The sequence below is a fragment of the Nocardia sp. PE-7 genome, from assembly GCF_030486425.1.
GTDB classification, from domain to species: domain Bacteria; phylum Actinomycetota; class Actinomycetes; order Mycobacteriales; family Mycobacteriaceae; genus Nocardia; species Nocardia salmonicida_A.
The window spans coordinates 5,612,768-5,637,393 of record NZ_CP129614.1; the positions used below are offsets into that span (position 1 = coordinate 5,612,768).

The window sequence follows — 24,626 nt, forward strand, 5'->3', positions numbered from 1 at the left end:
ACCGCGCGCCTCCCACGCCGACCTGCGACGTTCGGGTTTCATTCCCCACGATCGCAACGCCGTCGCGCGGAATCGGAGGACGTTCGTGAGCATTCGAACAGTGACATGGTGCGCGGCGGCGGTCGCCGTCGGCCTCATGGCGGCCGCGCCCGCCGCCCGCGCCGACGAGGACCCGTCGACAGTGCCGCCGCGCACCGCCATGTCGCTGCGGATGCCGGGCGGATTCGCCTGGGGCACCGCCAACGAGCACGAATCGCGGGCGGCGCTGTCGATGTCCAAGCTCTACATCGCCGATTACGCGCTGCGCCACGGCGACGGCTCGCCGGAGGACCGCGCGCTGTCGGAACGGATGATCCGCGACTCCGACGACGGCGCCGCCACCCGACTCGCCGACAAATATCCGCAGGCGATCGATGCGACCGCGGGCGAATACGGATTGCGCGCGACGCACGGCACCGCCGACTGGGGCCGGTCGAGCACCAGCACCGCCGACATCACCGAATTCCTGGCCGCCAAGCAGCGCACCGACGCCGGTTCGCCGATCTTCGAGTGGATGGCGGGCGCGAGCAATACCGCCGCCGACGGCACTCCCCAGAACTGGGGCACCGCCCAACTCCCCGGCGTGCAGGGCAGCAAGTGGGGATGGTCGGATATGGGCGCTCCCGAGGTGGCTTCCGCATCCTTCGGGCCCGGCTTCTCGGTCGCCGCGCACACCTACGGCGCACCGGCCGACCAGTCCGCCGATGTGCTCGACGCCCTGCCCGCGCTGATCCTTCGCCTGGCGGGGGCGTACTGATCAGAAGGGTGCTTGCTGCCACCAGTTGTCGCGGGTCTCCTCGAAGGAGTGACCCGGCCACGACACCTCCACCACCGAGTTCGCGCTGAACACATTGCCGCGTTCCCTGGCCGCGAGCGTGAACGGCGCGGCGGGGTCGCGTGGGCGGTAGGCGGCGAGGCTGGTGTGGTGCAGTTCGCGCGTGAGCTCCTCGGTGGTGTGCCGCAGGAGATAGGCGTCGACATCGGCGGCATCGGGGTACTCGGTGTACCAGGCGATGAGTCCTTCGGAATCGACGCAGCTGATCTGCCGCAGCGGCGCCGGGTCGCCCGGCAGCACGACCAGCGACGGGGTCGCCGAACAATTCGCCTCGCGCCAGCCGCGCCCGGTGGGCCCCGACGGGATCAAGTCGGTGAAACCCGATGCCACCGAACCATGGGCGCCCCAGGTAGGCGGCGGTGGAATTCGGTTGGGCCGCACGAACTTCCAGTAGATCGCACCGACGCCGACGACGCCGATCCCGGCGACCAGCGCGAGCACGATCAGACTCACCGCGAGTGCCCGCCACCGCGACGAAACCGCCCGCTGTGGTCGTCGTCCGGACGATTCGGCGTGCTGCCCGACCCCAGGGGCACCCGCTGGCGCATACCCGGAACGCGGAATCGCCACAGCGCCCGCCGCTTCCCTTCCACCACCGTGGACTGTGGCCCGCGGAACGGAGGACGACGGCGAACTCACCAGGGTCGGGTTCATCGAACTCTCGCCGGTATTCGCCGGTAGGCGTGCACGGCCGAATGACGCCCCAGCCGGAACGGCCGACCTGGTCGCCACACGGGTCGCTTCCCCAGCAGCGGGTGGCGGGCCGCCTCGACCCTGCGACGTGGAACCCACACCGACCAAAGCCGCTGCCGCCGCGCGCGCGAATTCCTCACAGCTGTCGAATCTTTCGTCCGGCGCCTTCGCCATCGCCCTGGCGATGACCGCATCGATTCCGGGCGGCAGGTCGCCGACCACCGCGGACGCGCGAGGTACTGGCTTGGTCAGGTGGGCGGCGACCACCGCGCCGGGATTGTCGGCGGGAAAGGGACTTTCGCCGGTGAGCAGAGTGAACAACGTACAGCCGAGCGAGTACTGGTCGCAGCGGTGATCGACCGGTTCACCCGAGAGTTGTTCGGGGGACGCGTAGGCCAGGGTCGCGAGGAAAGCGCCGGTGCGGGTGAGTTGGCGGGCATCGCCGCGGAGTCGGGCGATGCCGAAGTCGGTGAGCAGCACGCGGTCGCCGGAACGGCTGGGGCCGAGCAAGATATTGGCGGGCTTCACATCTCGGTGCAGCACGCCGCGATCATGGGCGTAGTCGAGGGCTTCGGCGGTCTGGGCGATGATGCCGACCGCCCGTGCCGGAGCCAACGGCTCCCCGCGGAACGCCGAGGCGTCGCGGCCGTCGACGTACTGCATGGAGATCCACATCAGACCGTCTTCGATACCGCGGTCGAGCACCGACACGATGCCGGGATGATCGAGATGGGCGGACACATCGGCCTCGCGCTCGAACCGGCCGCGGACCTCGTCGTCGGAAGACAGTTCGCGATCGAGCAGTTTCAGCGCTACCCGCCGCGGCAGGCGCGGATGCGCCGCGAGATACACGGTGCCCATCCCGCCCCGGCCGAGCAGCCGGTCGATCCGATACCCCGCGAAGACCGTGCCGGCGCCGAACTCCACCCCGCGCATCCGTTGTCCCCTCGATCCTGTCCCCTTGTGCTCCACACGATATCGGCAAGCAAGACGGCGCGAACCCCTGGGCGGGCAGCCGCAGGGGTTCGCGCCGAGATCGCGATCAGGACAGGCGGGCTGCCGCTTCGGCGATGCGCTCGTCGGTGGCGGTCAGCGCGATGCGCACGTGTTCGGGCGACCGCGGACCGTAGAAATCGCCGGGGGCGGCGAGGATTCCGCGTTCGGCGAGCCAGTCGAGGGTGACGCGGCAGGGTTCGCCGCGAGTGGCCCACAGGTACAGCCCGGCTTCGGAGAAGTCGATGCGGAAACCCGCCTGCAGCAAGGCGTTTCGCAGGATTTCGCGGCGCGCGCGGTAACGCTCGCGCTGCTCGGCCTCGTGCACGTCGTCGCTGAGCGCGGCGGTCATCGCGGCCTGGATCGGGAACGGCATGATCATGCCGGAGTGCTTGCGCACCTCGAGCAGTTCGGCCACCAGTTCCGGGTCACCGGCGACGAAACCGGCGCGGTAGCTGGCCAGGTTCGAGGTCTTCGACAGGGAATGGATGGCCAGCAGGCCGGTGTGGTCGCCGTCGCAGACGCGCGGGTCGAGGATCGATACGGCCTCGCCCTCCCAGGTCAGGCCCAGGTAGCACTCGTCGGAGGCGACGATCGCGCCACGCTCGCGAGCGAACGCCACCACCTTGCGCAGGTGCTCGACGGGCAGCACCTTGCCGGTGGGATTCGAGGGTGAGTTCACGAAGATCAGCGCCGGGTTCTGCGGGCCGATCTGGGTGAGACCGTCCGCGCGCCAAGGCTTCGCGCCCGCCAGCAGCACGCCGACCTCGTAGGTCGGGTAGGCGATCTCGGGGATCACCACCAGATCGGCGGGGCCGACGCCGAGCAGCCGAGGCAGCCCGGCGATGAGCTCCTTCGTGCCGAGTACCGGCAGCACCGCCGCAGGGTCGACGCCGGTGACGCCGAACCTGCGCGCGAACGCCGCGACGACGGCCGAGCGAAGCTCAGGGGTGCCGTGCGTGGTCGGATAGCCGGGAACAGCCGCCACCGAACCCAATGCCGCCCGGATCAGCGGATCGACCGGGTCCACCGGCGTCCCCACGGACAGGTCGACGAGTCCACCCGGATGGGTGGACGCCTTCTGTTTGACCGCGGCGATGGTGTCCCATGGGAAATCAGGCAGCAGGCTGCTCACACGCCCACGCGTGGGCGCCCCTGTGCTCACTCCTCGGCCATCGGGGGCAGCGCCTTGATGAAGGCGGGGTCGAAGTCGACCACACCGACCTTGGTCGCGCCACCGGGGGATCCCAGCTCGTTGAAGAAGTCGACGTTGGCGTTGATGTAACCGCTCCACTGGTCCGGAGTGTCGTCCTCGTAGAAGATCGCTTCCACGGGGCAGACCGGCTCACACGCACCACAGTCCACGCACTCGTCGGGTTGGATGTAGAGCATGCGACCGCCCTCGTAGATGCAATCCACGGGGCATTCCTCGATGCACGCCTTGTCCTTCACGTCAACGCACGGTTCAGCGATGATGTACGGCACTGCCGTTCTCCTAGTCTGTCCTCACCTGCGGGGTTACTCCGCCCACGAAACCCTATCCCGACCGCCCACATTACTCCCAGGTCAGCCTGCCCTAACTCACTCTGACAATCATCCGATAGCCAAAGGCAGTGGTGTCGGTTTGGCTTCCACCTGTCCGTAGGTGGTGGTGCGTTCGCGGACCGGACGGTCGATGCCCGCCGCGATCTCGGTGAGCTCGGCGACGGTTTTCGCCGAGCCGTGCTGAGAGCCGGCCATCCGGGAGATGGTCTCCTCCATCAAGGTGCCACCCAGATCGTTGGCGCCGCCGGTGAGCATGGCCTGAGTACCGAGGGTACCCAGTTTCACCCAGCTGGTCTGGATGTTGTGGATGCGGCCGTGCAACATGATCCGGGCCAGGGCGTGGACCGCGCGATTGTCCCGGTTGGTCGGCCCCGGCCTGGCCGCGCCCGCCAGGTACAGCGGCGCGCTCTGGTGGACGAACGGCAGCGGGACGAACTCGGTGAAGCCGCCGGTCTCGTCCTGGATGCCGCGCAGCACCCGCAGGTGGCCGACCCAGTGCTTCGGGTTGTCCACATGGCCGTACATCATCGTCGAGCTGGAGGGGATGCCCAGTTCGTGGGCGGTGGTGACGACCTCGATCCAGGCGGAGGTGGGGAGTTTGCCCTTGGTGAGCACCCAGCGGACCTCGTCGTCGAGGATTTCGGCGGCCGTTCCGGGGATCGAGCCCAATCCGGCGTCCTTCAGCGCCGACAGCCAGTCGTGGATGCTCTGGCCGCCACGCGAGGCGCCGTTGACGATCTCCATCGGGCTGAACGCGTGGACGTGCATCGACGGGACGCGGGCCTTGATGGCGCGGACCAGATCGGCGTAGCCGGTGACGGGGAGCTCGGGGTCGATGCCGCCCTGCATGCAGATCTCGGTGGCGCCGTCGACGTGGGCTTCCCACGCGCGATCGGCGACCTCGTCGGTGCTGAGGGTGAACGCGTCGGCATCGCCCTTGCGCTGGGCGAAGGCGCAGAAGCGGCAACCGGTGTAGCAGATATTGGTGAAGTTGATATTGCGGTTGACGACATAGGTGACCTCGTCGCCGGAGACCTCACGGCGCAGCGAATCAGCCAGTGCCGCAACGGCTTCCATATTGGCGCCGTCGGCCGTCGCGAGTGCGAGGTACTGGTCGTCGGTGAGCCCCGCCGGGTCCTTCTCCGCCGCGCGCAGGGCATCGAGGACCTCGGAATCGAGGCGCTCGGGCGCCACGACGGCCAGGTCGCGAGCGTGTTCGCGGATCGTCTCCCAGTCGCCGAACGCGCCGACGACTTCCTGGCCGAGCCCGGAATCGCTGCGACTGTCGGTATTGCGGCCTTCGGTGTCGATGGCGGTGTTCAGGTCGACGCGGCCGACCGAATCCCACGACTCGTCGGGCTCCTGCCACGGCAGGCCGACCGGCAGCACATCGGGCCTGGCCAGCCCGGTCGCGGGGTCGGTGAGCGCGTCGACGTGCGCACCGATCCGCGGGTCGATCCACGGGTGGCCCGCGCGCACGTATTTCGGGTGCGCGGAGGTGCGTTCGACGAGGGTGAACCCGGCCGCCTCGGTGATCTCGCGCAGGGTATCCAGGTTCGGCCACGGCCGTTCGGGGTTCACGTGATCGACCGTCACCGGCGACACCCCACCCCAGTCGTCGATGCCCGCGTCGATCAAAGCCAGGCAATCGCTGTGCGACACCAGGTTCGGCGGCGCCTGCACCGGAACATCCGGCCCGAGAAGCAACCTTGTCACCGCCACGGTGGCCAGGAACTCCGCCACGCCCGCGTCGGGAACATCGCGCATGGCGGTGTCGTCCTTGGCCCGGAAGTTCTGCACGATCACTTCCTGGATGTGCCCGAACTCCCTGTGCTGCTTGCGAATCGCCATGATCGACTCGGCGCGCTCGGTGAGGTTCTCGCCGATGCCGACCAGGATGCCGGTGGTGTAGGGCACCGAGAGCCTGCCCGCGTCGGTGATCGAGCGCAGCCGGACCGCGGGATCCTTGTCGGGGCTGCCGTAATGGCACTCACCCTTGTCGGTGAACAGCCTGGTGGCGGTGGTCTCGAGCATCATGCCCATGGACTGGGCGACGGGCTTGAGGCGGGAGATCTCGTTCCAGCTCATCACGCCGGGGTTCAGGTGCGGCAGCAGGCCGGTCTCCTCGAGCACGAGGATGGAGACGGCGCGCAGGTAGTCGAGGGTGGAGTCGTAGCCGCGTTCGTCGAGCCACTGCGCCGCCTCCGGCCAGCGGTCCTCCGGCCGGTCGCCCAGGGTGAACAGCGCTTCCTTGCAGCCCAGCGCGGCGCCCTGGCGGGCGATCTCGAGGACCTCGTCGGGTTCGAGGAACATGCCCTTGCCCTCGGCGCGCAGCTTGCCGGGCACGGTGACGAACGTGCAGTAGTGACACTTGTCCCGGCACAGCTTGGTGAGCGGGATGAACACGTTGCGCGAATAGCTGATCGTGCGTGGGCGGCCCGCCGATTCGAGCCCGGCATCGCGGACTCTGGCGGCGCTCGCGCACAGGTCGACGAGGTCGTCGCCGGTGGCATGCAGCAGGACGGTGGCCTCGTCGGCGTTCAAGGTGACGCCGTCGCGGGCTCGGCGCAGGGCTCGGCGCATCGCGGTGGGACTCGGCGGCGACATCGGAACGCTCGGCTTCGGAAGGTCGGTCACCCCGTCGATCATGCGCTACTTCTTCCCCGGACGTGTGGTCGGTGAGGTCACGGGCCCGTGGCGGGCGCGTTGTGGTCGTCCTTGTCCGACGACAACCTCCCCCGTGACCGCGCGTATTCCCGACGGGGTGAACTCGTCGCACGCGCATGGAACCATGGGCAGCATGTCGCTGCCACGCTCCACCATCCTGGCCGAACCGGCCTGGCGTCCGAGTTCCAAGGCCAAGCTGCTGTGGGCGCTGGAGAACGCGATCGGGGTGGTGGTGCTCTTCGTGGTACTCGTGTTGTGGGCGGTGGTGGACGAGGACCATCGTGGCTGGCAGGTGCTGGCCGGGCTGGCGATCGTGGTGCTCGCGGTACTGGCCGTCGTGGTGATCCCGGTGTGGCGATACGCGGTGCATCGCTGGGAGGTCACCGATGATGCCGTGTACACGCGGGTGGGGTGGCTGGATCAGGAATCGCGGGTCGCGCCGATCTCGCGGGTACAGACCGTCGATACCGAGCGTGGGCCGCTGGAACGGATCCTCGGGCTGGCGACCGTCACCGTCACCACGGCGTCGTCGGCGGGCGCGGTGAAGATCGGCGCGCTCGACCTGCCGGTCGCCGAGGAGGCGGTGCTGCGGCTGACCGCCATCGCCGCACAGCACCGCGGCGACGCGACATGACCGCACCCGCGCAGGCCGAGACCGACTGGCAGCGCCTGGATCCGCGCATGCTGCTGGTATATCCGGTCAACGAGGTCATGAAATACATTCCGGTGCTGCTCGGTTCGATCATCGTCGGCACCACCAGCGGCAATCCGCTGTGGAGCTTGATTCCGGTCACGCTCGTCGCGACGTTCGGTATCGCGCGGTGGTTCACCACCTCGTATCGGATCGATGCCGATCATGTGCAGTTGCGCAGCGGAATCGTGCAGCGCCGGACGTTGTCGGTGCCGCGCTCGCGAATTCGGTCGGTGGATGTGGAAGCCGATCTGCTGCACCGGGTGCTCGGGCTGGCGGTGCTGGCCATCGGAACCGGCAAGCAGACCGACAAGGGCGAGGAATTCAAGCTCGACGCGCTCGACACCAGTCAGATCCCGGCCTTGCGGGCCGAATTACTCGCGCACACCGGGCAACGGACATCCGGGCACAGCGAGAGCACCGGGGCGCCGCATGTTTCGCAGCACGATGCCCTCACCGAGTCCGGGGTGGAGATCGGGCACTGGCGGGCGGCGTGGGTGCGGTACGCGCCGTTGTCGCTGACCGGGCTGGCCGTCGTCGCGCCGATCGCGGGAATCGGCGCGCAGTACGGACTCATCGACGTGCTGTCGAAAAGTGCTGTCGTGCAACATCTCGACGACGACACCGCGATGATCGTCGTGATCGTCATCACCGGGCTGACCCTGCTGACGGTGCTGCTGGTGAGTCTGGCCGGGTGCGCCCACTACCTCGCCACCTGGTTCGGCCTGCGCGTGCTCGACAACGGCACCACCCTGCACCTGCGCCACGGCCTGTTCACCACCCGCCAGATCACCCTGGACCTGGCCCGCTTCCGCGGCGCCACACTCAACGAACCGCTGCTGCTGCGCGCCGCCAACGCCGCTCAGCTCGAGATGATCATGACCGGCGAGAACCCCCGGCAGAAGATCCTCCCCCAGGCTCCACGCGCCGCCGTCGAACGCACCCTCGACGAACTACTCCGCACCCGCCGACGCCCACACGCCGAGGCATCGACCGCCCCGGAACCGGACTCGGCCTGGGCACCCCGCGACGACACCGAACGCACGGTCGCGACCTCCCTCGACAAAGTCGCCTCCACAGCCGCCCTCACGGATTCGCCCGCACCGCAACCGATCACCGGTTCCGCGCTCGGCACCGTCGAGCTACGGCGTCACGGACCCGCCGCACATCGTCGTCGCTACACCCGCGCCGCGTGGCCCGTCGGTATCGCTGTCGTCGCTCTGCTCGCCATCGCGCTCGCGGGTGGGCATCCACCGGCGTGGACCTGGCCCTTCCCGGTGTTGCTCGCCGTTGTCATGGCCCTGCTCGCCGAGGACCGCTACCGCGGCTTGGGCCACCGCGTGCTCCCCGGCACCACCGGTCCGACCTGGCTGATCACCCGCAGCGGCAGCCTCGATCGCAATCGGGACTGTCTCGAAGCGCCCGGCATCATCGGATGGACTGTGCGACAGACCTTCTGGCAGCGCCGCGCCGGTCTCGCCACTGTTGTCGCGGCCACCGCGGCGGGCAAGAAGTCCTACCTGGTGGTCGACATCCCGATCGATCAGGCCGCCGACCTGATCGAGGCAGTGACCCCGGGCCGACTCGGTAGACGCTGAAATGGCCGGGCGCCCTTGGACTCCCGGCCATTCCGCCTCGACAGCCTAGGCGCTCACCGACGCCTTCGCCAATTCGGATTCGCCCACAGGCGTTTTCGCGTCGCGCATCAACACCACCGCCGACACCGCGGCGAGCCCGATCACCATCACCAGCCCGCGGCCGATCGGTGGCGATCTGCGGGATGGCCACGGTGAGAACCATGTTGTCCACCGCGGGCAACCAGCGAACTCCAGCACGAGCAGAATCGGCCGGTGTGGTTTGCGGACCGGCGGATCCACCGGAGTCGCTGCGAGCATCTCGCTACGCCGAATGCCGTACGGAACACCGCACACTGTTCGCCATTACTGCGGTGTTCGTCCTCCGAACAGTGTTCGAACAGGGGCTACGCTGTGCTGATCGGCGAAGTCGTAGAACGCGAGGAGGCAGCGGATGGCGAGCACCGGCTCGACGGAGATCACCTCGGTGTGGACCAAGCCGGCGCGCGAACGGCGCGACCAACCCACGCTGACCCGCGACCAGATCGTCGCCGAGGCCATCGCCCTGCTCGACGCCGAAGGCTTCGACGCGTTGAGCATGCGCAAGCTCGGCGCCCGCCTCGGCGCGGGCGCGACCTCGCTGTACACCCACGTGGCGAACAAGGACGAGTTGCTCGAACTCGTCGTCGACCAGGTCATCGGTGAGGCGCCGACACCGACGCCCGACCCCGAGCGCTGGCGGGCGGTGATGCACGAGCAGGCCGACGGATTGCGCGCGACGATCCTGGCCCATCCGTGGATCACCGTGGTGTTGAGCAGCGCGGCGCTGACCTATCTCGGGCCCAACATGATGCGGCTGACCGACTCGATGGTCGCCATCGTGGAAGCCGGGGGCTTCGACGACGAGGTGGTCGATATCGCGACCAACGCGATCTTCCAGTTCGTTGTCGGCTCGTGCGGCAACGAGGCCGCGATGATGATGACGATCGCGCGCAGCGGCCTGTCCACCCAGCAGTGGGTGGACCGGGTGATGGTGGCGAGCGAGGCCGCGTCGCAGCAGTATCCGCGCCTGCACCGGCGCTATGTCGAGCAGCGCCCGCAGGTCGTCGAGGAGGCCGCCAACGGGGTGCTCAGCCGATTCACCCAGGCCATCGACCTGATCTTGGACGGCGCCCAGACCCGCCACGCCCGATAGCGGCGCAGGCGGCGCCGACACGGCGTAGCGTTCGATTCGATCGCCGTGCCGCTGACGCTAGGGGTGATTCGTGCAGTTCACCGAGGTTATCGAGACCGCGGGCCAGGTGCTCGACGGGGCCGGGGTCGCCGCCATCGTCATCGGCGGGTTCATCGGCACCGTCCGGTTCCTGCGGCAGCTGGCGCAGCACCAGGAGTTCGAGCTCGCCTACACCACCTATCGGCGCGGGCTCGGCCGGGCGATCCTGCTCGGACTGGAATTCCTGGTGGCGGCCGACATCATCCGCACGGTCGCCATCTCGCCGACGTTCACCAGCGTCGGCGTGCTCGCGTTGATCGTGCTGGTGCGGACGTTCCTCAGCTACTCGCTCGAACTCGAATTGACCGGCAAGTGGCCCTGGCAGCAGCCGAAATCTACCGGATGACGTTCGAGCGGTAGTACAGGTAGCCCGCGGGGGCGAGCACACCGCAGGCGAACAACAGCAGGGTGCGCCAGTCGCTGCCCAGCATGATGTCGCCGCCGGGCCCGCGCGAGGCGCAGACCAGGAACCCGAAGACCCACACCACGATCGGGGCGAAGGTGAAGCCGACCCGGTCGGTCACCGATTCCATGCCGTAGACCAGGGCGATGTTGATCGGTGCGGCGAGCAGCGCCACCACCGGAAAGGCGAACGAGCCGAGATAGGTGGGCAGGAACAGCACTTCGACGGCCAGGGTGATCAGCGCGTCGAGCAACAGCAGCACGACGATGAGTCCCGCGATCAGCGGATCCGCCACGCCGGGAAGGCGCGAGGACCGCAGCACGGCGGTGGGCTGATCGTGATCGGTCACCATGAGCCCGAGTCTATTCGGCCGCACCGGCCCGCCGTGTCGCGCGCGCCCGGGAGAATCGCCGACCGCTCAGCGGACAACCGCGACCAGCGCCGACGATCCCGTGGCCGGCGACTCAATCGAGGCCGGCGAACAGATCGTGTTCGAACCCGTCGGCGCCCACCTGGCCGCGAGTGCCGCGAACCAGAACGAAGTGCTCCTCGGGCAGTACCGGCAACGCGATATTGTTCGACAGAGCGAATTCCCGGCCACTCGGCGCGACGGTGACCTGGGTGGCGTGTGCGCGCATGGCGGCGCGCTTGGCCGAGACCACATCGGAGACGTCGACCACGGTGCTCACCCCGCTCGTCGACATGGCGGCCAGCTCGGCCTCGACCGGCAGACGCCAGCCCGCGGGCAGCGCGCCCGGCAGTTCGTCGACGGTGCGACGGGCCAGCGCGGCGGTGTGCTGGCGCAGCAGATCGGTGTCGGTAACGGTCCAGTAGAACTTGGGGACATCCCAGCCCTGCTCGGCCGCCGCCGCGACGGCCGCGGTGGTGATCTCGTGCGCGCGGATGTGGTCGGGATGCCCGTAGCCGCCGCGCGGATCGTAGGTGACCACCACTCGGGGCCGCAGTTCGAGGATCACCGCGACGAGTTCGTCGACAGCCGCGTCGCCGGAATGCACGAAGGCCCGTGGGTTCGCGGCCGACGGCGTACCGGCCATACCGGAATCGCGCCAGCGACCGGGGCCGCCGAGGAACCGCGGCTCGGTCACGCCGAGGGCCGACAGCGCGGCGGTGAGTTCGCCGATGCGGTAACCGCCGAGCTGGTCGGCTTCGGCGGAAACCAGGCGAGACCACTGTTCGCCGATGACCTCACCCTCCTCGCCGAGCGTGCAGGTCACCACGGTCACCGGGACGCCGCGCCTGCGGTAGTGCGCGATCGTGCCACCCGTAGTGAGGGTTTCGTCGTCAGGATGTGCGTGGACCAGCAGCAATCCGCCGGTATCGGTCATGGGATCCTCCGCCACTGTGCCGTATCACCGAAGATGCCGACCTGGATGGCGCCCGACAGCGACACACCGTCGACGCGCGGACCGGCCGCCGCGACCACGTTGTCCTGCACGATCGGCAGCACGGTCGACAGTTCCCAGAGCCGAGGCTCGGATTCGGCCAGGATCCGCGGCACATCGAACCCGCGCAGGGCTTCGTCGATCGAGGGCTGCAGGGTCGGGTCGCACACCCCGCCGATATTGCTCGGCGCCTGGCGATAGGCCTCGGCCGCGGCCAGCACAGGACCTTCGGCGCCCGCCGGTGCGACCGGCGGGCAACCGTAGCGCGAGGCCAGCGCGGTGGCCGGGTCGCCGCCTGCCAGCTCCCAGCCGACGATGGCGTCGATCGAGGATTCGGTGAGGTCCTTGCCGTACAGCTCGTCGGCGGGCAGGCCACGCACGGTGGCATCGATTCCGGCACTGCGCAATTGGTCGGCGGCGGTATTGGCCACCGCCAGCGCCGACGCGTCCTCGGTGACGGCGCCGATCCGCACCGACAGCCCCTTGCCGTTGCGCGCCACCGAACGCGGGCGCGGCGCGGGCGAGGTGGGCGAACCGGTCTGCGGCGTCTCCGGCGCACGGCCGTAACCGGCCTCGGCCAGCAGCGCGAACGCTTCCTCGGCGGTCATCCGCGGCGGCGCGGTGGGCACGTAACCGGGGCTCGACGGCGAAAGGACTTGTGCGCGTGCGGGTTCCACCCAACCGCCGGTCTGCGCGCCGACGGTCGCCAACAGGGCGGGGTCGAGCAGCGCGAGCACCGCTTTGCGGACCCGGACGTCGGCGAGGTCGCCGGAGCGGCCGTTGAGCGCGAGTTGCATCTCACGGGCCTGCGGCATGATCGTGGTGCGCACCGACGGGATCGCGGCCAGTTGCGCCTGGGTCGCCACGCCGCCGTGTACCAGCGCCATCTGCGCGTCACCGGTACGCAGCGATTCGGCCAGCTGCGAGGGCGTGCCGCCGCGACGGAACTGGATCTGATCCGGTGAGGCGGGCGTGCCCCAGAAACGGTCGTTGCGTTCGAGCAAGATCTCGTCGCGCCCGCGATCGACGGACTTGATGGTGAAATTGCCGCCCGAGACCGGAATCTTGTCGACGAGGCCGCTGGTGAACCCACCCGGGGAATCCTTGACCAGGTGCGAGGGCAGCAGGTTCGAGAACAGTTCACGCCAGGCGGGATAGGGCTGCGCCATGGTCACCGTGACCGTTTTTCCGCCGCCCGAGGACGCCACATCCGAGATGAGCCGATAGCCGGCCGGATCGACCACGCCGGGCTGGCTGATCATCTGCTGCCAGAGGAACCGGAAGTCCTCGGCCGCGATCGGCGCGCCGTCGGACCAATTGGCCTGATTGCGCAGGGTGTAGGTGATGGTGAACGGCTCCTGGGCCGTCACATCGGCCGACACGATCAGCGAGGTATCGGGCACCCACTCGACCAGACCGGAATGCACAGGACTCGGCGCGGCGCGGAACGGGCTCGGCAGCACCATCGAACTCACCGCGCTGGTCACCGGCGACTGATCCGAGCGCAGGTGCGGATTGAACCCGATCCCGATGTCGTCGATCGCGACGACCACGGTGTTCTTACCCGGCTTGGCCTGGGTGGTCTTGGGAGAGTCGGAAGACTCGATCGGTGGTGGTGGATTCGCCGTGCAACCGGCCACGACCGCCGTCGAGGCAATCATCGCCAGCACTATCGCACGCCACCCTGCGCGCCGCCCCGAACTCACCCTGCGCACTCTACCCAACCCCTCGATCGACTGCCGTTCGGCCAGTACAGGCCTACGAAAAGGCGTCGGCCGGGTCCGTTTCCGGTACCCGGCCGACGCCGTTCGAAACTACTGCCGACTAGTTCGCGGCGGCCTTGTCGCGAGCCTTGCGACGCGACAGGTCGCGGGCCCGCTCATTGGCGCCGAGAACGAGCTTGCGCACGCGAACCACCTCGGGGGTGACCTCCACGCACTCGTCTTCGGTGCAGAACTCCATCGCCAGCTCGAGGTCGAGCTGCAACGGCTTGGCCATGGTCTCGAAGGTGTCCGCGTTGGCGCTGCGCATATTGGTCAGCTTCTTCTCGCGGGTCACGTTGATATCGAGATCCTCGGCACGCGGGTTGATACCCACGACCATGCCCTCGTAGGTGTCGGCGCCCGGCTCGACGAAGAACTGACCACGGTCGGCCAGCTGGATCATCGCGAACGGGGTGACGGTGCCCGCGCGGTCGGAGACCAGCGAACCGGTGTGGCGGGCGCGGATCTCACCGGCCCACGGCGCGTACCCGTGGGCGACGGCGTTGGCGATGCCGGTGCCGCGGGTCTCGGTGAGGAACACGGTGCGGAAGCCGATCAGGCCACGCGAGGGGACGATGAACTCCATGCGCACCCAACCGGCGGCGTGGTTGCTCATCTGGACCATCTTGCCCTTGCGGGCGGCCAGCAGCTGGGTGATCGCGCCCAGGTACTCGTCGGGGCAGTCGATAGTCAGCTCTTCGAACGGCTCGTGGGTCTTGCCGTCGACCTGCTTGGTGACCACCTGCGGCTTGCCGACGGTCAGCTCGAAGCCCTCACGACGCATCTGCTCGACCAGGATGGCCAGCGCCAGCTCACCACGACCCTGCACCTCCCAGGCGTCGGGACGGCCGATGTCGAGCACGCGCAGCGACACGTTGCCGATGAGCTCGGAATCCAGGCGCGACTTGAGCATGCGGGCGGTGAGCTTGTGGCCCTGCACCCGACCGACCAGCGGCGAGGTGTTGGTGCCGATGACCACCGAGATGGCGGGCTCGTCGACGGTGATGCGCGGCAGCGCGACCGGGTTCTCCGGATCGGCGAGGGTGTCGCCGATCATGATGTCGGGGATACCGGCGATGGCGACGATGTCGCCCGCCTCGGCGACCTCGCCGGGCTGACGCTCCACACCGATCGTCTGCAGCAGCTCGGTGATCTTGACCGTCTTGGCGCCGTCGGCGTTGATCCAGGTGACGTTCTGACCCTTGCGCAGCTCACCGGCGTAGATGCGGACCAGGGCCAGACGACCGAGGAACGCCGACGCGTCGAGGTTGGTGACGTGGGCCTGCAGCGGCGCGTCCTTGTTGCTCTTCGGCGCCGGGATGTAGTCCATCAGCACCTCGAACAGGGCGTCGAGGTTCTCGGCGTCGGGCGCGGAACCGTTCTCCGGCTCCACCTTCGAGGCCTTGCCCTCACGGCCCGAGGCGTAGAGGACCGGCAGGTCCAGCGCCAGCTCGGCGGCTTCGGCGGCCTCGTCGTCGAGGTCGGAAGCCAGGTCGAGCAGCAAGTCGTGCGACTCGGAGACGACCTCGGCGATGCGGGCGTCGGGACGGTCGGTCTTGTTGACGACCAGGATGACCGGCAGCTTGGCCGCGAGGGCCTTGCGCAGTACGAAACGGGTCTGGGGCAGCGGGCCCTCGGACGCGTCGACGAGCAGCACGACACCGTCGACCATGGAGAGGCCGCGTTCGACCTCGCCACCGAAGTCGGCGTGGCCGGGGGTGTCGATCACGTTGATGACGGTGAGAGAACCGTCGGGGTTATGGCGATGGACGGCGGTGTTCTTCGCGAGAATGGTGATGCCCTTCTCGCGCTCGAGATCACCGGAGTCCATGACGCGGTCGACCAGTTCGGCTCGCTCAGCGAACGCGCCCGACTGACGAAGCATGGCGTCAACCAGCGTCGTCTTGCCGTGGTCGACGTGGGCCACGATGGCGACGTTGCGAAAATCGCGTGAAGACGACACGCCTGGATCCTCCTGCTGTTGGGGTATTTGGCGCGCACTCATCTGGCATCGCGGCCTGTTACAGCCTACCGGTACCCCGGTGGCAGTCTCGTGTCAGGCTTTGTACTTAGGCTACGCTAACTCCCATGGGCAAGGTGAAGGCGAAGAAGGTCTCGAGCCTGAAGCCGAAGAAAAAGTGCTGCAGGAAGAAGACGCGCTGCTTCAAATGCCCCGTCGTCATCATGCGAATGAAGAAGGCCGAGGCCGCCGGAACAAGCGGTAAAGATCTCAAAAAGGCCTTGAAGTTGGCGCGCGCCAAGTAGGCGGAGGGGTACAACCGAAGTATGAGTACTCCGTTGCTCTCCGCCCCCGAACTCACCATCGCGCTGGCCACTCTTCCGGAGTGGTCACGCGAGGGTGACGCGATCACCCGCACGGTGCAGGCACCGAGTTTCCTCGCCGGCATCGAGACGGTCCGCAAGGTCGCCACCGCGGCCGAAGCGGCCGATCATCATCCCGATATCGATATCCGTTGGCGCACACTGCGTTTCACGCTGAGTACGCATTCGGCGGGTGGACTCACCGCGCTCGACACGGCGATGGCGCACACCATCGACGACCTCGTCGGCTGACACCTCAGCTCGCGGGCACCTCGGCCGTGCGACGGCCGGGGAGTTGCGCGCGCAGGGTGTCGCGGCCACGCCAGATCAGCCAGCCGAGCAGGACGAACACGCCGATCACATCCACCGCGCCGAGCCAGGCCAACGGCCACGGGCGCGGGATGGTCCAGATCGTCGGCTGCGCGAACGAGAGCACCCACGGCACGCCGACCAGCATCGTGAGCACCCAGAACCCGGCGATGACGCGCGCGACCCGCTCGGCCCGCAGCGGTCCGTAGAGCAGCCACAGCACCGTCGGGATCAGCCACACCCAGTGGTGGGACCAGGAGATCGGCGAGATCATCAGCCCGAACAGCTGCACCAGCACCAGGGTGCCGAGCCGGTCGTCGGAGCCGAGGGTGCGCCACGCGCAGAACGCCAGCACCGTCGTGACCACGACCGCGGCCAGCCACCACGGCCCGGACTGCACGTCGTAGCCGAGGATGCGGCTCAGCGCACCGCGCAGCGACTGGTTCCACACCGAGCCCACCGGGCCGATCCGGTCGGCGTCGCCGAGCAGGGTGCCGAAATAGCGTTTCGCCTCGTGGGCATTGATGAGAAAGCTCACAGCGACCGTCAGCCCGAAGGCCGCCGCCGACCACAGCACCGTCGCCCAGCGCCGCCGCGCCACGAAATACAGGCCGGTGATGGCCGGGGTCAGCTTGATGCCCGCGATCACGCCGACGAGAGTGCCCGAGATCCACCACCGCGCACTGCGCACGGCCAGCATCGCGCCGAGCACCAGGAACACATTCACCTGGCCGTAGTCGATCGTGGTTCGCACCGGCTCGAGCCACACCCCGAGCGCCGTCCAGCCGACGGCCGCGGTGATCCACGGCGTCCGCTTCGCCTCCTGCGCGCCCAGGAGCAGCTCGAAGCTGATCCGGATCACCCCGTAGAGCGCGGCGACCGTGGCCAGCATCCAGCCGACCGCCACCAGGGTGAACGGCAGATAGTGCAGCGGGAAGAACACCAGCGCGGCGAACGGCGGATAGGTGAACGGCAGCGGGAAGTCCGGCGTCACCTCCGAGTAGGTGAAGTCGTAGAGCCGATCGGTGAGCAGCGACGCCGACCCGTCCACGTAGACGTGCAGATCGACGACATTGAGCCCGTTCGGGGCGAAGAGCATCCAGGCCAACCGGGCGAGCACGGACAGTCCGAGCAGCGCGAGAGCCCATCGGAGGTGTCTGTTCAAAGCCAGGCTTTCGGTCGGATGGGTGGCGCCGGGCGCCGTTTCACGGTGCTCCGCTACTTTAACCGGGCGTCGATCGACCCCCGCGCGCACCGGCCGCGACGACACCATGGGTAACATTTGCATCAACATCCCCAGGTGTAACGCCGGTCAGGGCTAGCGTCGATGGACAAGGTTTCGGCCGGTGATCCGCTCAGGGCCCGGCGGCTGTACAACACGGCAGCGTTGTCCTTAGAGTGACCCCCGACATGTTGGGGTCGACAACCCTCGCCCATCGCAAACCGAGGTAAGGACGGCTAGACAAGTGCTTCGTAGCCGAGGATCGCGGATCGCAACGACCGCTCTCGCCATCGCTGCCGGTGCCATGCTGGCCGCGCCCGCATCGACCATCGCCGCGCCCGCGCCCGCCCCACAGGCGGCGCCGATCAGCGTCCCGATGGTGCCGGAGGGTGTTCCGGTCGACGCGCTAGCCGCCTTCGCCCCCGCCGTGGCCGGCCTGGTAGCGGGCCCGGCCGACGTGGCCAGCCCACAGACCGCCCTGCTCGATCAGGCGCGCACCCTGCTGGCGACACTGAACCTGCCGCCCGCCATCAAGGCCACCCTCGAGCGGATCATCACCTTCCTCGACGGCAGCGGCGGCGGCGGTCCCGAACTCCCGCAGGACGGCCCGGTCATCGCGCAGTTCCTGTACCCGACCATCGGTAAGGGCTGCATCGGCGACGGCGCCGATTCGGTCGGCACCGCGCTCGCGGTCGCCGGTCCGGCGCAGCTGCCCCCGCCCGGCCCTGCCGCCGGGCAGGCCGGTTTCGTGTTCACCGCGCTGGGCACCAAGGCGCCGACCGGTGAGCAGAACCCGCCGATGACGGTGCAGTGGCTCAACCTCGACACCCGTCAGTCCGCGATCCAGACGCTGACCGACGAGGCCAAGATCAACCCCGGCGGTCCGGCCACCCTGTCGGCCGTCGCGAACACCGGCCACGGCCGCGTCGTCGCGGTGATCTCGGGTTCGCTCACCACCGCCGCCGAGGGCGCCGCACCGCGCACCTGCACGTTCATGCCGACCCTCGGCTTCTTCACCGTCTAGGTAAAGCATTCACTGAGCCCGGTTCGCTCCTCGAGAGCGGACCGGGCTCAGTTGTTGTTTTCGGCTGTTCCCGCGGGCACCGCGATGTGGTAAACCGAGACGATGGCGACCACGCAGGGATCTCGCAACATTCGGTCGACTCGCAGCAGCCGCTCGATTCTCTCCTACCGATCCGAGGGATCCATCCTGTCGATCGGATCGGCCTATTCGGTGCTGTCCATCGGCAGCGTCGGGTCGGTGCTGTCCATCGGCTCGATCGGATCGTTCGGGTCGGCGATCTCGTCGGGCTCGTTCGTCAGCCTGGGTTCGGCGCTGTCGGGGCTGTCACGCTGGTCGCTGCTGTCCTGGCTCGGGAACCATTCCGCACCCGACACCACGACACCGCTGTGCGTGATGCCCGACGACGAGCCCGACCTGCGTCACGGGTCGACGTGCCACTGTCAGACCTGATTCACCACTGGCCGTAGTCCTCGGCCAGCACCCGGTTCAGATCGACGCCGACGCCGTCGATCGAGCGCTTATCGATCTCGAATTGGTGCAGGTGCGCGGAGTCGTGCACGAAACCTCGCTCGGTGCCCCAATTGTGTTGCCAGAACCAGGAAGCGAGGCCCGCGTCGAGTGCGCGGTCGATGGTCGGCGCGTTGGCGTAGATGCCGACGAGTTCGGGTCCGAGCACCGACTGCCAGCCCTCGATATAGGGCGCGATCATCTCGTCGAACTCTTCTTGCGACGGGTTGTCGTCGATGGAGGCGTAGATCGGCGCGGAGTCGGGTCCGCCCGCGGCGACGTGGATGGCCCAGCCGCGCTCGGCGTGTTCCTTGCCCGCTTCGAGGCCGCCGCGCCAGTCGGCCGTCGGACCCTTGCCGAACTGATAGTTCGACACGATCGACAGGCCGTTGGCCCAGAGGTCTTCGACCTCCGCGGCGAGCAGCGGTTTACCTTCCATCCACTCCGCGCCCGGCCTGCGCTCGGAGACGTAGCGGATAACGCCGATGTGGCCTTCGGCGGCGATCGATGCGGCGGAGGGAACCCCCGCGGCGTAGTCGACCATGGTGCCGAAGGATTGGGCGCGGGCAGGGGCGGCGGCGAGGCCGGCGCCGATCGTGGCCGCGGCGGCGGCCAAGCCGAAGAACTTCCGCCGATTCACCGGAACAGAACGCATCGCAGGACTCCTTCGCGCAAACCCGACCTTCAACCGGCAAGCGAACCCGGCGCGCTTTCGGTGAAAATCGCGCGCCGGGAGTCTGGAACGTGCGATTCATTGCACCACAACCCCAGGGGAACCACCAGAACCAACGGCAACATTCGCCCCACGAGTCACACGACTCAGGTCGCGCCGTCGATCGCCGCGCCCACATCGATGGTGCGGCCGCTCGGATCGGCCAGTTCGGTGCTCACCACCGCGACGACCTGCGCCACGACCTGCTTCTTGATCCCGGCCAGCCGGGCCAGGGTCGCCGCGCGCAGGCCCTTCGCGGTGAACTCCATCGAGATGTCCTCCAGCGCGGGCGGCGGCACCTCGATCACGATCTGCAACGGCTCGGCGGCCCTGGCCGTGAGGACCAGCGGAATCTCGAGGTCGGCGCGGTAGTGATTGGCTTTGAGGACGTCGACGGTGATGTCGAGCCCGACCGGCAGCGTCATATCGAAGATCCGCAGCTCCCCCGGCTCGCCGAGGCCACGATCGATCACGCGCGGCTGCTCGATCGCACCGCGCACGGTCACCGTGGCCGCGCCGCGTGGGCCCTCGGCCAGCGGTCCCACTTCGATCTCGTTGCCCGCCAACTGCGCGACCACACCGTGCACGCGGTCCCTGGTGACGATGGTGGTGAAGAAGCGCAGACCGAATTCGCGGTAGTCGATCCATTCGAAGACGGTGTCGTTGCGATGCGGTGAGCGGTAGCCGTCCAGGATCGCCTCGATATCGAAGACCCGCTCCGAGCGCACCTTCGGATCGCCGACGATGGCGTTGACCCGACTGGCGACTTCGCGCTGCACCAGGCCCGCGATCGGGTCGAGCAGCATCTCCCACGCTCCGTCGACGGCCTCGGCGCGCAATGTGAAGCTGACGTCCTTGGCCGTCACGGGGGCGACATCGATCACGACCAGCAGCGGGGCGGCGGTGCGGGCGTGCAGCGTCAGGCCGATCTCGACCACGGCGGCCAGTCGCAGTTTGCGTCCACCGAGAACCAGTTTCACGGCCAGGGTCAGCGGGACCTTCACGCCGAAGCTCAGCGCGTCACCGGGAGTACGGGTCACCACGGGGGTTCCCAGCGTGCCCTCGGCGACGAAACCGGCCAGACCGGCGGGGCCGAGGGAGAACGGACCGATCTGCACGCCGCGCCCGGTCATCCCCGATACCGCGGCGGTGATGCGCTCCTCGGTCACCGCGTAGGTGACGAATCGTTCGCCGAAATCGGCGTACTCGATCCACATCGGGTCATGACGTGGCTGCTCGTCCACCTTCACACGCACATCGAACACGGTACGTGACGTCGACGAACCCGCTGTTGGTGGCACAACTCCCCCGTCCTGCCGATGAGGGGGAAGCAGGACGGAGGAGCCGGCGACGGCGCTGCCGGGCGCCGCGAGTTCCATGGTACGGGTAACGGCGTGGTACCGCCGTCCAGGATCATCGCAGTTGTCTTGAGCGCCAATCGATTTCAGAATCGCCCATAACCGACCAGATCGGCGGTTTCGGCGGGTGTGATGGTTCGGACCCGAATCCCGCCCATCTCGTTGCCGCCGATGGTGGTGATCGTGTCGCCCTCGGCCTTCAACACGATGTTGGTGTGCTGACCGAGCGGACTGTCGGGCCCGTAGAGGACCACGTCACCGGTGCGCGGGCGATAGCCCACGTCGGCGCGGGTGAATCGGCCGACCTGCTGGTAGTACTCCTGCAGCGTGTACACGCCGGGGATGCGCCAGGAACCGGAGTTCGGGTTGGCCAGCGGCCTGCCCGCCTCGCGCATCGTCCAGCTGACGAAGTCGGCGCACCACGCCTCCTTGACGCCCTCGGCGTACTTCGGGCCGTCGCCGGGCTGCTCGTACTCGCGGCGCAACACGTCGACGAGCACGACCTGCTGCTCGTCGAGACGTTCGCTGTCGAGCGCGGGGAACCGATCGCCCCAATCGTGCTGCCACCACACCAGTCCGACGACCAGCATGGTCGCCGCGGCCAACAGGCCGGAGATTCCGACGATCCAGGACGTGCGTCGACCGGATCGTTCGGCGTGAATCTGCGTCATCGCCCCCCACTCTCATTCGTCCTTCTGACCTATTGGACGAATCGCGAGGGCGTTCGGTTCCCCATCACGGGTGTTTTCCGAAGCGGACGGGCGACCACCGGGTGGACCCCTGCGCCACCCGGGTATCAGCCCGGCGATCGCTCTCGGCGCGCACTCTCGGGTGCGCGCCGTCCCCTCCGGCGACCTCGAGTCCGCGCAGGGGTGGTGTCGAACACTTTCCGCTCCGGAACACACTGGCCCGACCAGCGCAAAAGCCGGTGATCAGCCTGTGCGCCACGGTCGGGTAGCCACGCGCTGTCCCGCTCGGCTGACATGAGTTTTGCGAAACCTTTACCCTCGGTCAAGCTAGACGACTGTCCCAATTTGTACCTATGACCGAAACAGGAGTGCATTGTGGAAGACCCGAACGCGTCGATCTCGCGATACCTCCGCGAACGCCGCGAATCATCGGGCCTGACCAGGGCGGCGCTCGGCGAGACGGCGGGGATCTCGCCCGCTCTCATCCAGAAGATCGAACAGGGCACGCGCACACCGACACTGGAGGCGCTGACCGCGCTGTTCGACGCGCTCGACGTGCCGGAGGTGTTTCGCGACCATCTGATCTCGCTCTCGATCGCCCACCGCTACGACTCGACGCCCTCGCTCGTCCGCCCGGCCGACCAGGTCCTGATCGACGGGATCACCCATCCGGCCAGCCTGCAACTGCATCCGGTCTACGAGATCCTGGCCACCAACGCCGCGTGGCGACTGCTCTTTCCCGGCCTGGTCACGGGCGAGTCGATGCTCGAGTGGATGATGCTCGACCCGCGCGCCAGGACCGCGCTGGTCGACTGGGAGCAGCAGGTTCACCTGTGCGTCTACGCGTTTCGCGTGATGGGCCCGGGATTGGCGCCGCAGGCCCGGATCGCCGAAATCGTCGAAACCTGTGCGCAGGCTCCCGAATGGGAGAAATTCTGGACCACCGAACCGGCGGCCGTGCCCGGACCCGACGGACCGGTGGTGCAACTGCGCGATCCGCACACCGGCGCGCCGATCCCGATGGCGGTGCACTCCCTCGGCGCCTCCCTGGTACCGCGCCGGGACTGGTCGCTGGTGGTGTACTCGCCCGCCGCGGACTGACTCAGCCGGCCTTCTTCTTCCCCATGGGAATGCACAGGGTCAAGGCGATGGCGGCGACCGCACCGGCCATCGCGATGAAGAACGCGGTGTGGAAGGCCGAACGGGTCGGCACCATATGCGGGCCGAGTTGCATGGTCATGTGCGCGAGCACCACGCCCATCACCGCCGCCGAGGTCGAGGTGCCGATGGAACGCATCAGCGAGTTGAGGCCGTTGGCGGCGCCGGTCTCGCTCAGCGGCACCGCACCCATGATCAGCGCGGGCATGGCCGCGTACGCCAGGCCGACGCCGCCCGCCACGATCACCGCCGACAGGACGATCTGCCACACGGTGTCCATCATGACGACCGCGCACAGGTAGCCGAGCGCGATGACGGCCGAGCCGAGCGCCAGCGTGAACTTCGGGCCCTTCTTCGCCGACAGCCGCGCCGACACCGGCGAGAGCAGCATCATCACCAGACCGGTCGGCGCCATCGCCAGGCCGGCGACCACCATCGACAACCCGAACCCGTAGCCGGTCCGCTCCGGGGCCATGAGCAACTGCGGGAACGTCAGCGACATGCCGTAGAGCGAGAAGCCGACCGCGATCGAGGCCATATTGGTGAACAGCACGCGCGGACGAGCCGACACGCGCAGATCGACCAACGGTGCGGACCGGCGCAGTTCATAGGCGCCCCAACCGAGGAAGCTCACCAGCGACAGACCGAACAGCGCGAGGATCGAACCGCTCGCCCAGCCCCAGTCGGCGCCCTTGGTGATGCCGATCAGCAGCGTGAGCAGGGCGATCGACAGCCCGATCGCGCCACCGAAATCGAAACGCGCGGGCGTGCGCACCGGCGACTCCGGCACGAACACGAAAACCAGCACCGCGCACAGCACACCGAGCCCGGCCGCGGTCCAGAACAGCATGTGCCAGTCCGTGTTCTGCGCGATCAGCGCGGAGAACGGCAGACCGACCGCACCGCCGACGCCGAGGGTCGCGCTCATCACCGCCATCGCGCCGCCGACCTTCTCGGGCGCGAGCTCGTCGCGCATGATGCTGATCCCCAACGGGATCGCACCCACCGCGATGCCCTGCAGCGAGCGGCCGATCACCTCGGGCAGCAACGAACTCCCCACCGCGCAGATCACCGAGCCGACGATCATGAAGCCGAGATTGATGACGAGAATTCGCCGCTTGCCGAACATGTCGCCGAGCCGTCCGGCGATCGGCGTCGAGACCGCACCCGCCAGCAGGGTGGCGGTGACCACCCAGGAGGCGTTGGAGGCCGAGGTGTTCAGCAGGGTCGGCAGCGTCGGAATGATCGGGATGACCAGCGTCTGCATGAGCGAGACGACGATGCCGACCGTGCTGAGCACCGCGATCAGCACGGCCGGGGCCGGGCGACGGGCTTCGGGGAGGGCCGGCGAGACGTCGGCGGCAGTTACAGACACAAATATGCACGCTACACAGCGTGTGCATGGTACACAATTTGTGTCCGAGGTCACCCACGCGACATAGTTGG

The 24,626-nt window shown here is 68.2% G+C and carries 24 protein-coding genes; 10 read left to right on the top strand and 14 right to left on the bottom strand.

Annotation, left to right across the window (positions count from 1 at the left end; all coding sequences use genetic code 11):
* The first annotated feature begins 85 nt into the window (after positions 1–85).
* Positions 86–796, top strand: a complete 711-nt coding sequence (locus tag QX204_RS26380) for a hypothetical protein (protein ID WP_301903159.1) — start codon at positions 86–88, stop codon at positions 794–796.
* Here the strand turns inward: QX204_RS26380 and QX204_RS26385 are convergent, their stop codons facing one another.
* From QX204_RS26385 to QX204_RS26400, 4 genes are all read right to left on the bottom strand, one after another.
* The gene (locus QX204_RS26385; RefSeq protein WP_301903161.1) at positions 797–2,503 is read right to left on the bottom strand and encodes a serine/threonine-protein kinase; all 1,707 of its coding nucleotides are present in this window, start codon (positions 2,501–2,503) and stop codon (positions 797–799) included.
* 106 nt (positions 2,504–2,609) lie between these two features.
* Positions 2,610–3,695 carry a succinyldiaminopimelate transaminase gene (dapC, locus tag QX204_RS26390; RefSeq protein WP_301903163.1) on the bottom strand — a complete coding sequence of 362 codons (1,086 nt, stop codon included), beginning with the start codon at positions 3,693–3,695 and terminating at the stop codon, positions 2,610–2,612.
* A gap of 26 nt (positions 3,696–3,721) precedes the next feature.
* Entirely contained in the window at positions 3,722–4,045 is a 324-nt protein-coding gene (gene fdxA, locus QX204_RS26395; protein ID WP_056813450.1) for a ferredoxin, read from the bottom strand.
* A gap of 108 nt (positions 4,046–4,153) precedes the next feature.
* Entirely contained in the window at positions 4,154–6,754 is a 2,601-nt protein-coding gene (locus tag QX204_RS26400) for a bifunctional FO biosynthesis protein CofGH (RefSeq protein WP_301903166.1), read from the bottom strand.
* Between the two features lie 151 nt (positions 6,755–6,905).
* Here QX204_RS26400 and QX204_RS26405 point away from each other — a divergent pair, with 151 nt between their 5' ends.
* Entirely contained in the window at positions 6,906–7,406 is a 501-nt protein-coding gene (locus QX204_RS26405) for a PH domain-containing protein (RefSeq protein WP_301908125.1), read from the top strand.
* Positions 7,403–9,061, top strand: a complete 1,659-nt coding sequence (locus tag QX204_RS26410) for a PH domain-containing protein (RefSeq protein ID WP_301903168.1) — start codon at positions 7,403–7,405, stop codon at positions 9,059–9,061. The genes QX204_RS26405 and QX204_RS26410 overlap by 4 nt, the downstream gene beginning before the upstream one ends.
* A 45-nt stretch (positions 9,062–9,106) precedes the next feature.
* Here QX204_RS26410 and QX204_RS26415 read toward each other — a convergent pair whose 3' ends face one another.
* Positions 9,107–9,358 (bottom strand): hypothetical protein, encoded by a 252-nt coding sequence (locus QX204_RS26415; RefSeq protein WP_301903169.1) that lies wholly within the window; start codon positions 9,356–9,358, stop codon positions 9,107–9,109.
* A gap of 133 nt (positions 9,359–9,491) precedes the next feature.
* Between QX204_RS26415 and QX204_RS26420 the strand changes: the two genes are divergently transcribed.
* Positions 9,492–10,232, top strand: coding sequence for a TetR/AcrR family transcriptional regulator (locus QX204_RS26420; protein ID WP_301903170.1), 741 nt, complete (start codon positions 9,492–9,494; stop codon positions 10,230–10,232).
* A gap of 70 nt (positions 10,233–10,302) precedes the next feature.
* Positions 10,303–10,656 (top strand): DUF1622 domain-containing protein, encoded by a 354-nt coding sequence (locus tag QX204_RS26425; protein ID WP_301903172.1) that lies wholly within the window; start codon positions 10,303–10,305, stop codon positions 10,654–10,656.
* Here QX204_RS26425 and QX204_RS26430 read toward each other — a convergent pair.
* From QX204_RS26430 to typA, 4 genes are all read right to left on the bottom strand, one after another.
* Positions 10,646–11,065 carry a hypothetical protein gene (locus tag QX204_RS26430; protein WP_301903174.1) on the bottom strand — a complete coding sequence of 140 codons (420 nt, stop codon included), beginning with the start codon at positions 11,063–11,065 and terminating at the stop codon, positions 10,646–10,648. The genes QX204_RS26425 and QX204_RS26430 overlap by 11 nt on opposite strands.
* A 112-nt stretch (positions 11,066–11,177) precedes the next feature.
* The gene (gene mshB, locus QX204_RS26435) at positions 11,178–12,059 is read right to left on the bottom strand and encodes an N-acetyl-1-D-myo-inositol-2-amino-2-deoxy-alpha-D-glucopyranoside deacetylase (protein WP_301903176.1); all 882 of its coding nucleotides are present in this window, start codon (positions 12,057–12,059) and stop codon (positions 11,178–11,180) included.
* Entirely contained in the window at positions 12,056–13,777 is a 1,722-nt protein-coding gene (locus QX204_RS26440; protein ID WP_301903178.1) for an ABC transporter family substrate-binding protein, read from the bottom strand. The genes mshB and QX204_RS26440 overlap by 4 nt, the downstream gene beginning before the upstream one ends.
* Positions 13,778–13,940: 163 nt before the next feature.
* Positions 13,941–15,884 carry a translational GTPase TypA gene (gene typA / locus QX204_RS26445; protein WP_301903180.1) on the bottom strand — a complete coding sequence of 648 codons (1,944 nt, stop codon included), beginning with the start codon at positions 15,882–15,884 and terminating at the stop codon, positions 13,941–13,943.
* A gap of 83 nt (positions 15,885–15,967) precedes the next feature.
* Between typA and QX204_RS26450 the strand changes: the two genes are divergently transcribed.
* Both QX204_RS26450 and QX204_RS26455 read left to right on the top strand, forming a co-directional pair.
* On the top strand, positions 15,968–16,144 hold the full coding sequence (locus QX204_RS26450) for a hypothetical protein (RefSeq protein WP_165610273.1): 177 nt from the start codon (positions 15,968–15,970) through the stop codon (positions 16,142–16,144).
* A 21-nt stretch (positions 16,145–16,165) separates the two neighbouring features.
* Positions 16,166–16,453: a 4a-hydroxytetrahydrobiopterin dehydratase gene (locus QX204_RS26455; protein ID WP_301903181.1), complete on the top strand. Its 288-nt coding sequence runs from the start codon at positions 16,166–16,168 to the stop codon at positions 16,451–16,453.
* A 4-nt stretch (positions 16,454–16,457) separates the two neighbouring features.
* Here QX204_RS26455 and QX204_RS26460 read toward each other — a convergent pair whose 3' ends face one another.
* Positions 16,458–17,681 (bottom strand): mannosyltransferase, encoded by a 1,224-nt coding sequence (locus QX204_RS26460; RefSeq protein WP_301908126.1) that lies wholly within the window; start codon positions 17,679–17,681, stop codon positions 16,458–16,460.
* Between the two features lie 295 nt (positions 17,682–17,976).
* Here QX204_RS26460 and QX204_RS26465 point away from each other — a divergent pair, with 295 nt between their 5' ends.
* Positions 17,977–18,756 carry an Rv1157c family protein gene (locus tag QX204_RS26465; protein WP_301903182.1) on the top strand — a complete coding sequence of 260 codons (780 nt, stop codon included), beginning with the start codon at positions 17,977–17,979 and terminating at the stop codon, positions 18,754–18,756.
* A 102-nt stretch (positions 18,757–18,858) separates the two neighbouring features.
* Positions 18,859–19,206, top strand: a complete 348-nt coding sequence (locus QX204_RS26470; protein ID WP_301903183.1) for a hypothetical protein — start codon at positions 18,859–18,861, stop codon at positions 19,204–19,206.
* Between the two features lies 1 nt (position 19,207).
* Here the strand turns inward: QX204_RS26470 and QX204_RS26475 are convergent, their stop codons facing one another.
* From QX204_RS26475 to QX204_RS26485, 3 genes are all read right to left on the bottom strand, one after another.
* Entirely contained in the window at positions 19,208–19,918 is a 711-nt protein-coding gene (locus QX204_RS26475) for a DUF1906 domain-containing protein (RefSeq protein ID WP_301903184.1), read from the bottom strand.
* A 164-nt stretch (positions 19,919–20,082) separates the two neighbouring features.
* Entirely contained in the window at positions 20,083–21,231 is a 1,149-nt protein-coding gene (locus QX204_RS26480) for a hypothetical protein (protein WP_301903185.1), read from the bottom strand.
* Between the two features lie 188 nt (positions 21,232–21,419).
* Complete coding sequence (locus QX204_RS26485; protein WP_301903186.1) at positions 21,420–22,004, bottom strand: CHAP domain-containing protein; 585 nt, start codon at positions 22,002–22,004, stop codon at positions 21,420–21,422.
* A gap of 393 nt (positions 22,005–22,397) precedes the next feature.
* Here QX204_RS26485 and QX204_RS26490 point away from each other — a divergent pair, with 393 nt between their 5' ends.
* Positions 22,398–23,123, top strand: coding sequence for a helix-turn-helix domain-containing protein (locus QX204_RS26490; protein WP_301903188.1), 726 nt, complete (start codon positions 22,398–22,400; stop codon positions 23,121–23,123).
* 1 nt (position 23,124) lies between these two features.
* Here the strand turns inward: QX204_RS26490 and QX204_RS26495 are convergent, their stop codons facing one another.
* The gene (locus QX204_RS26495; RefSeq protein WP_301903189.1) at positions 23,125–24,555 is read right to left on the bottom strand and encodes an MFS transporter; all 1,431 of its coding nucleotides are present in this window, start codon (positions 24,553–24,555) and stop codon (positions 23,125–23,127) included.
* Positions 24,556–24,626 lie beyond the last annotated feature (71 nt).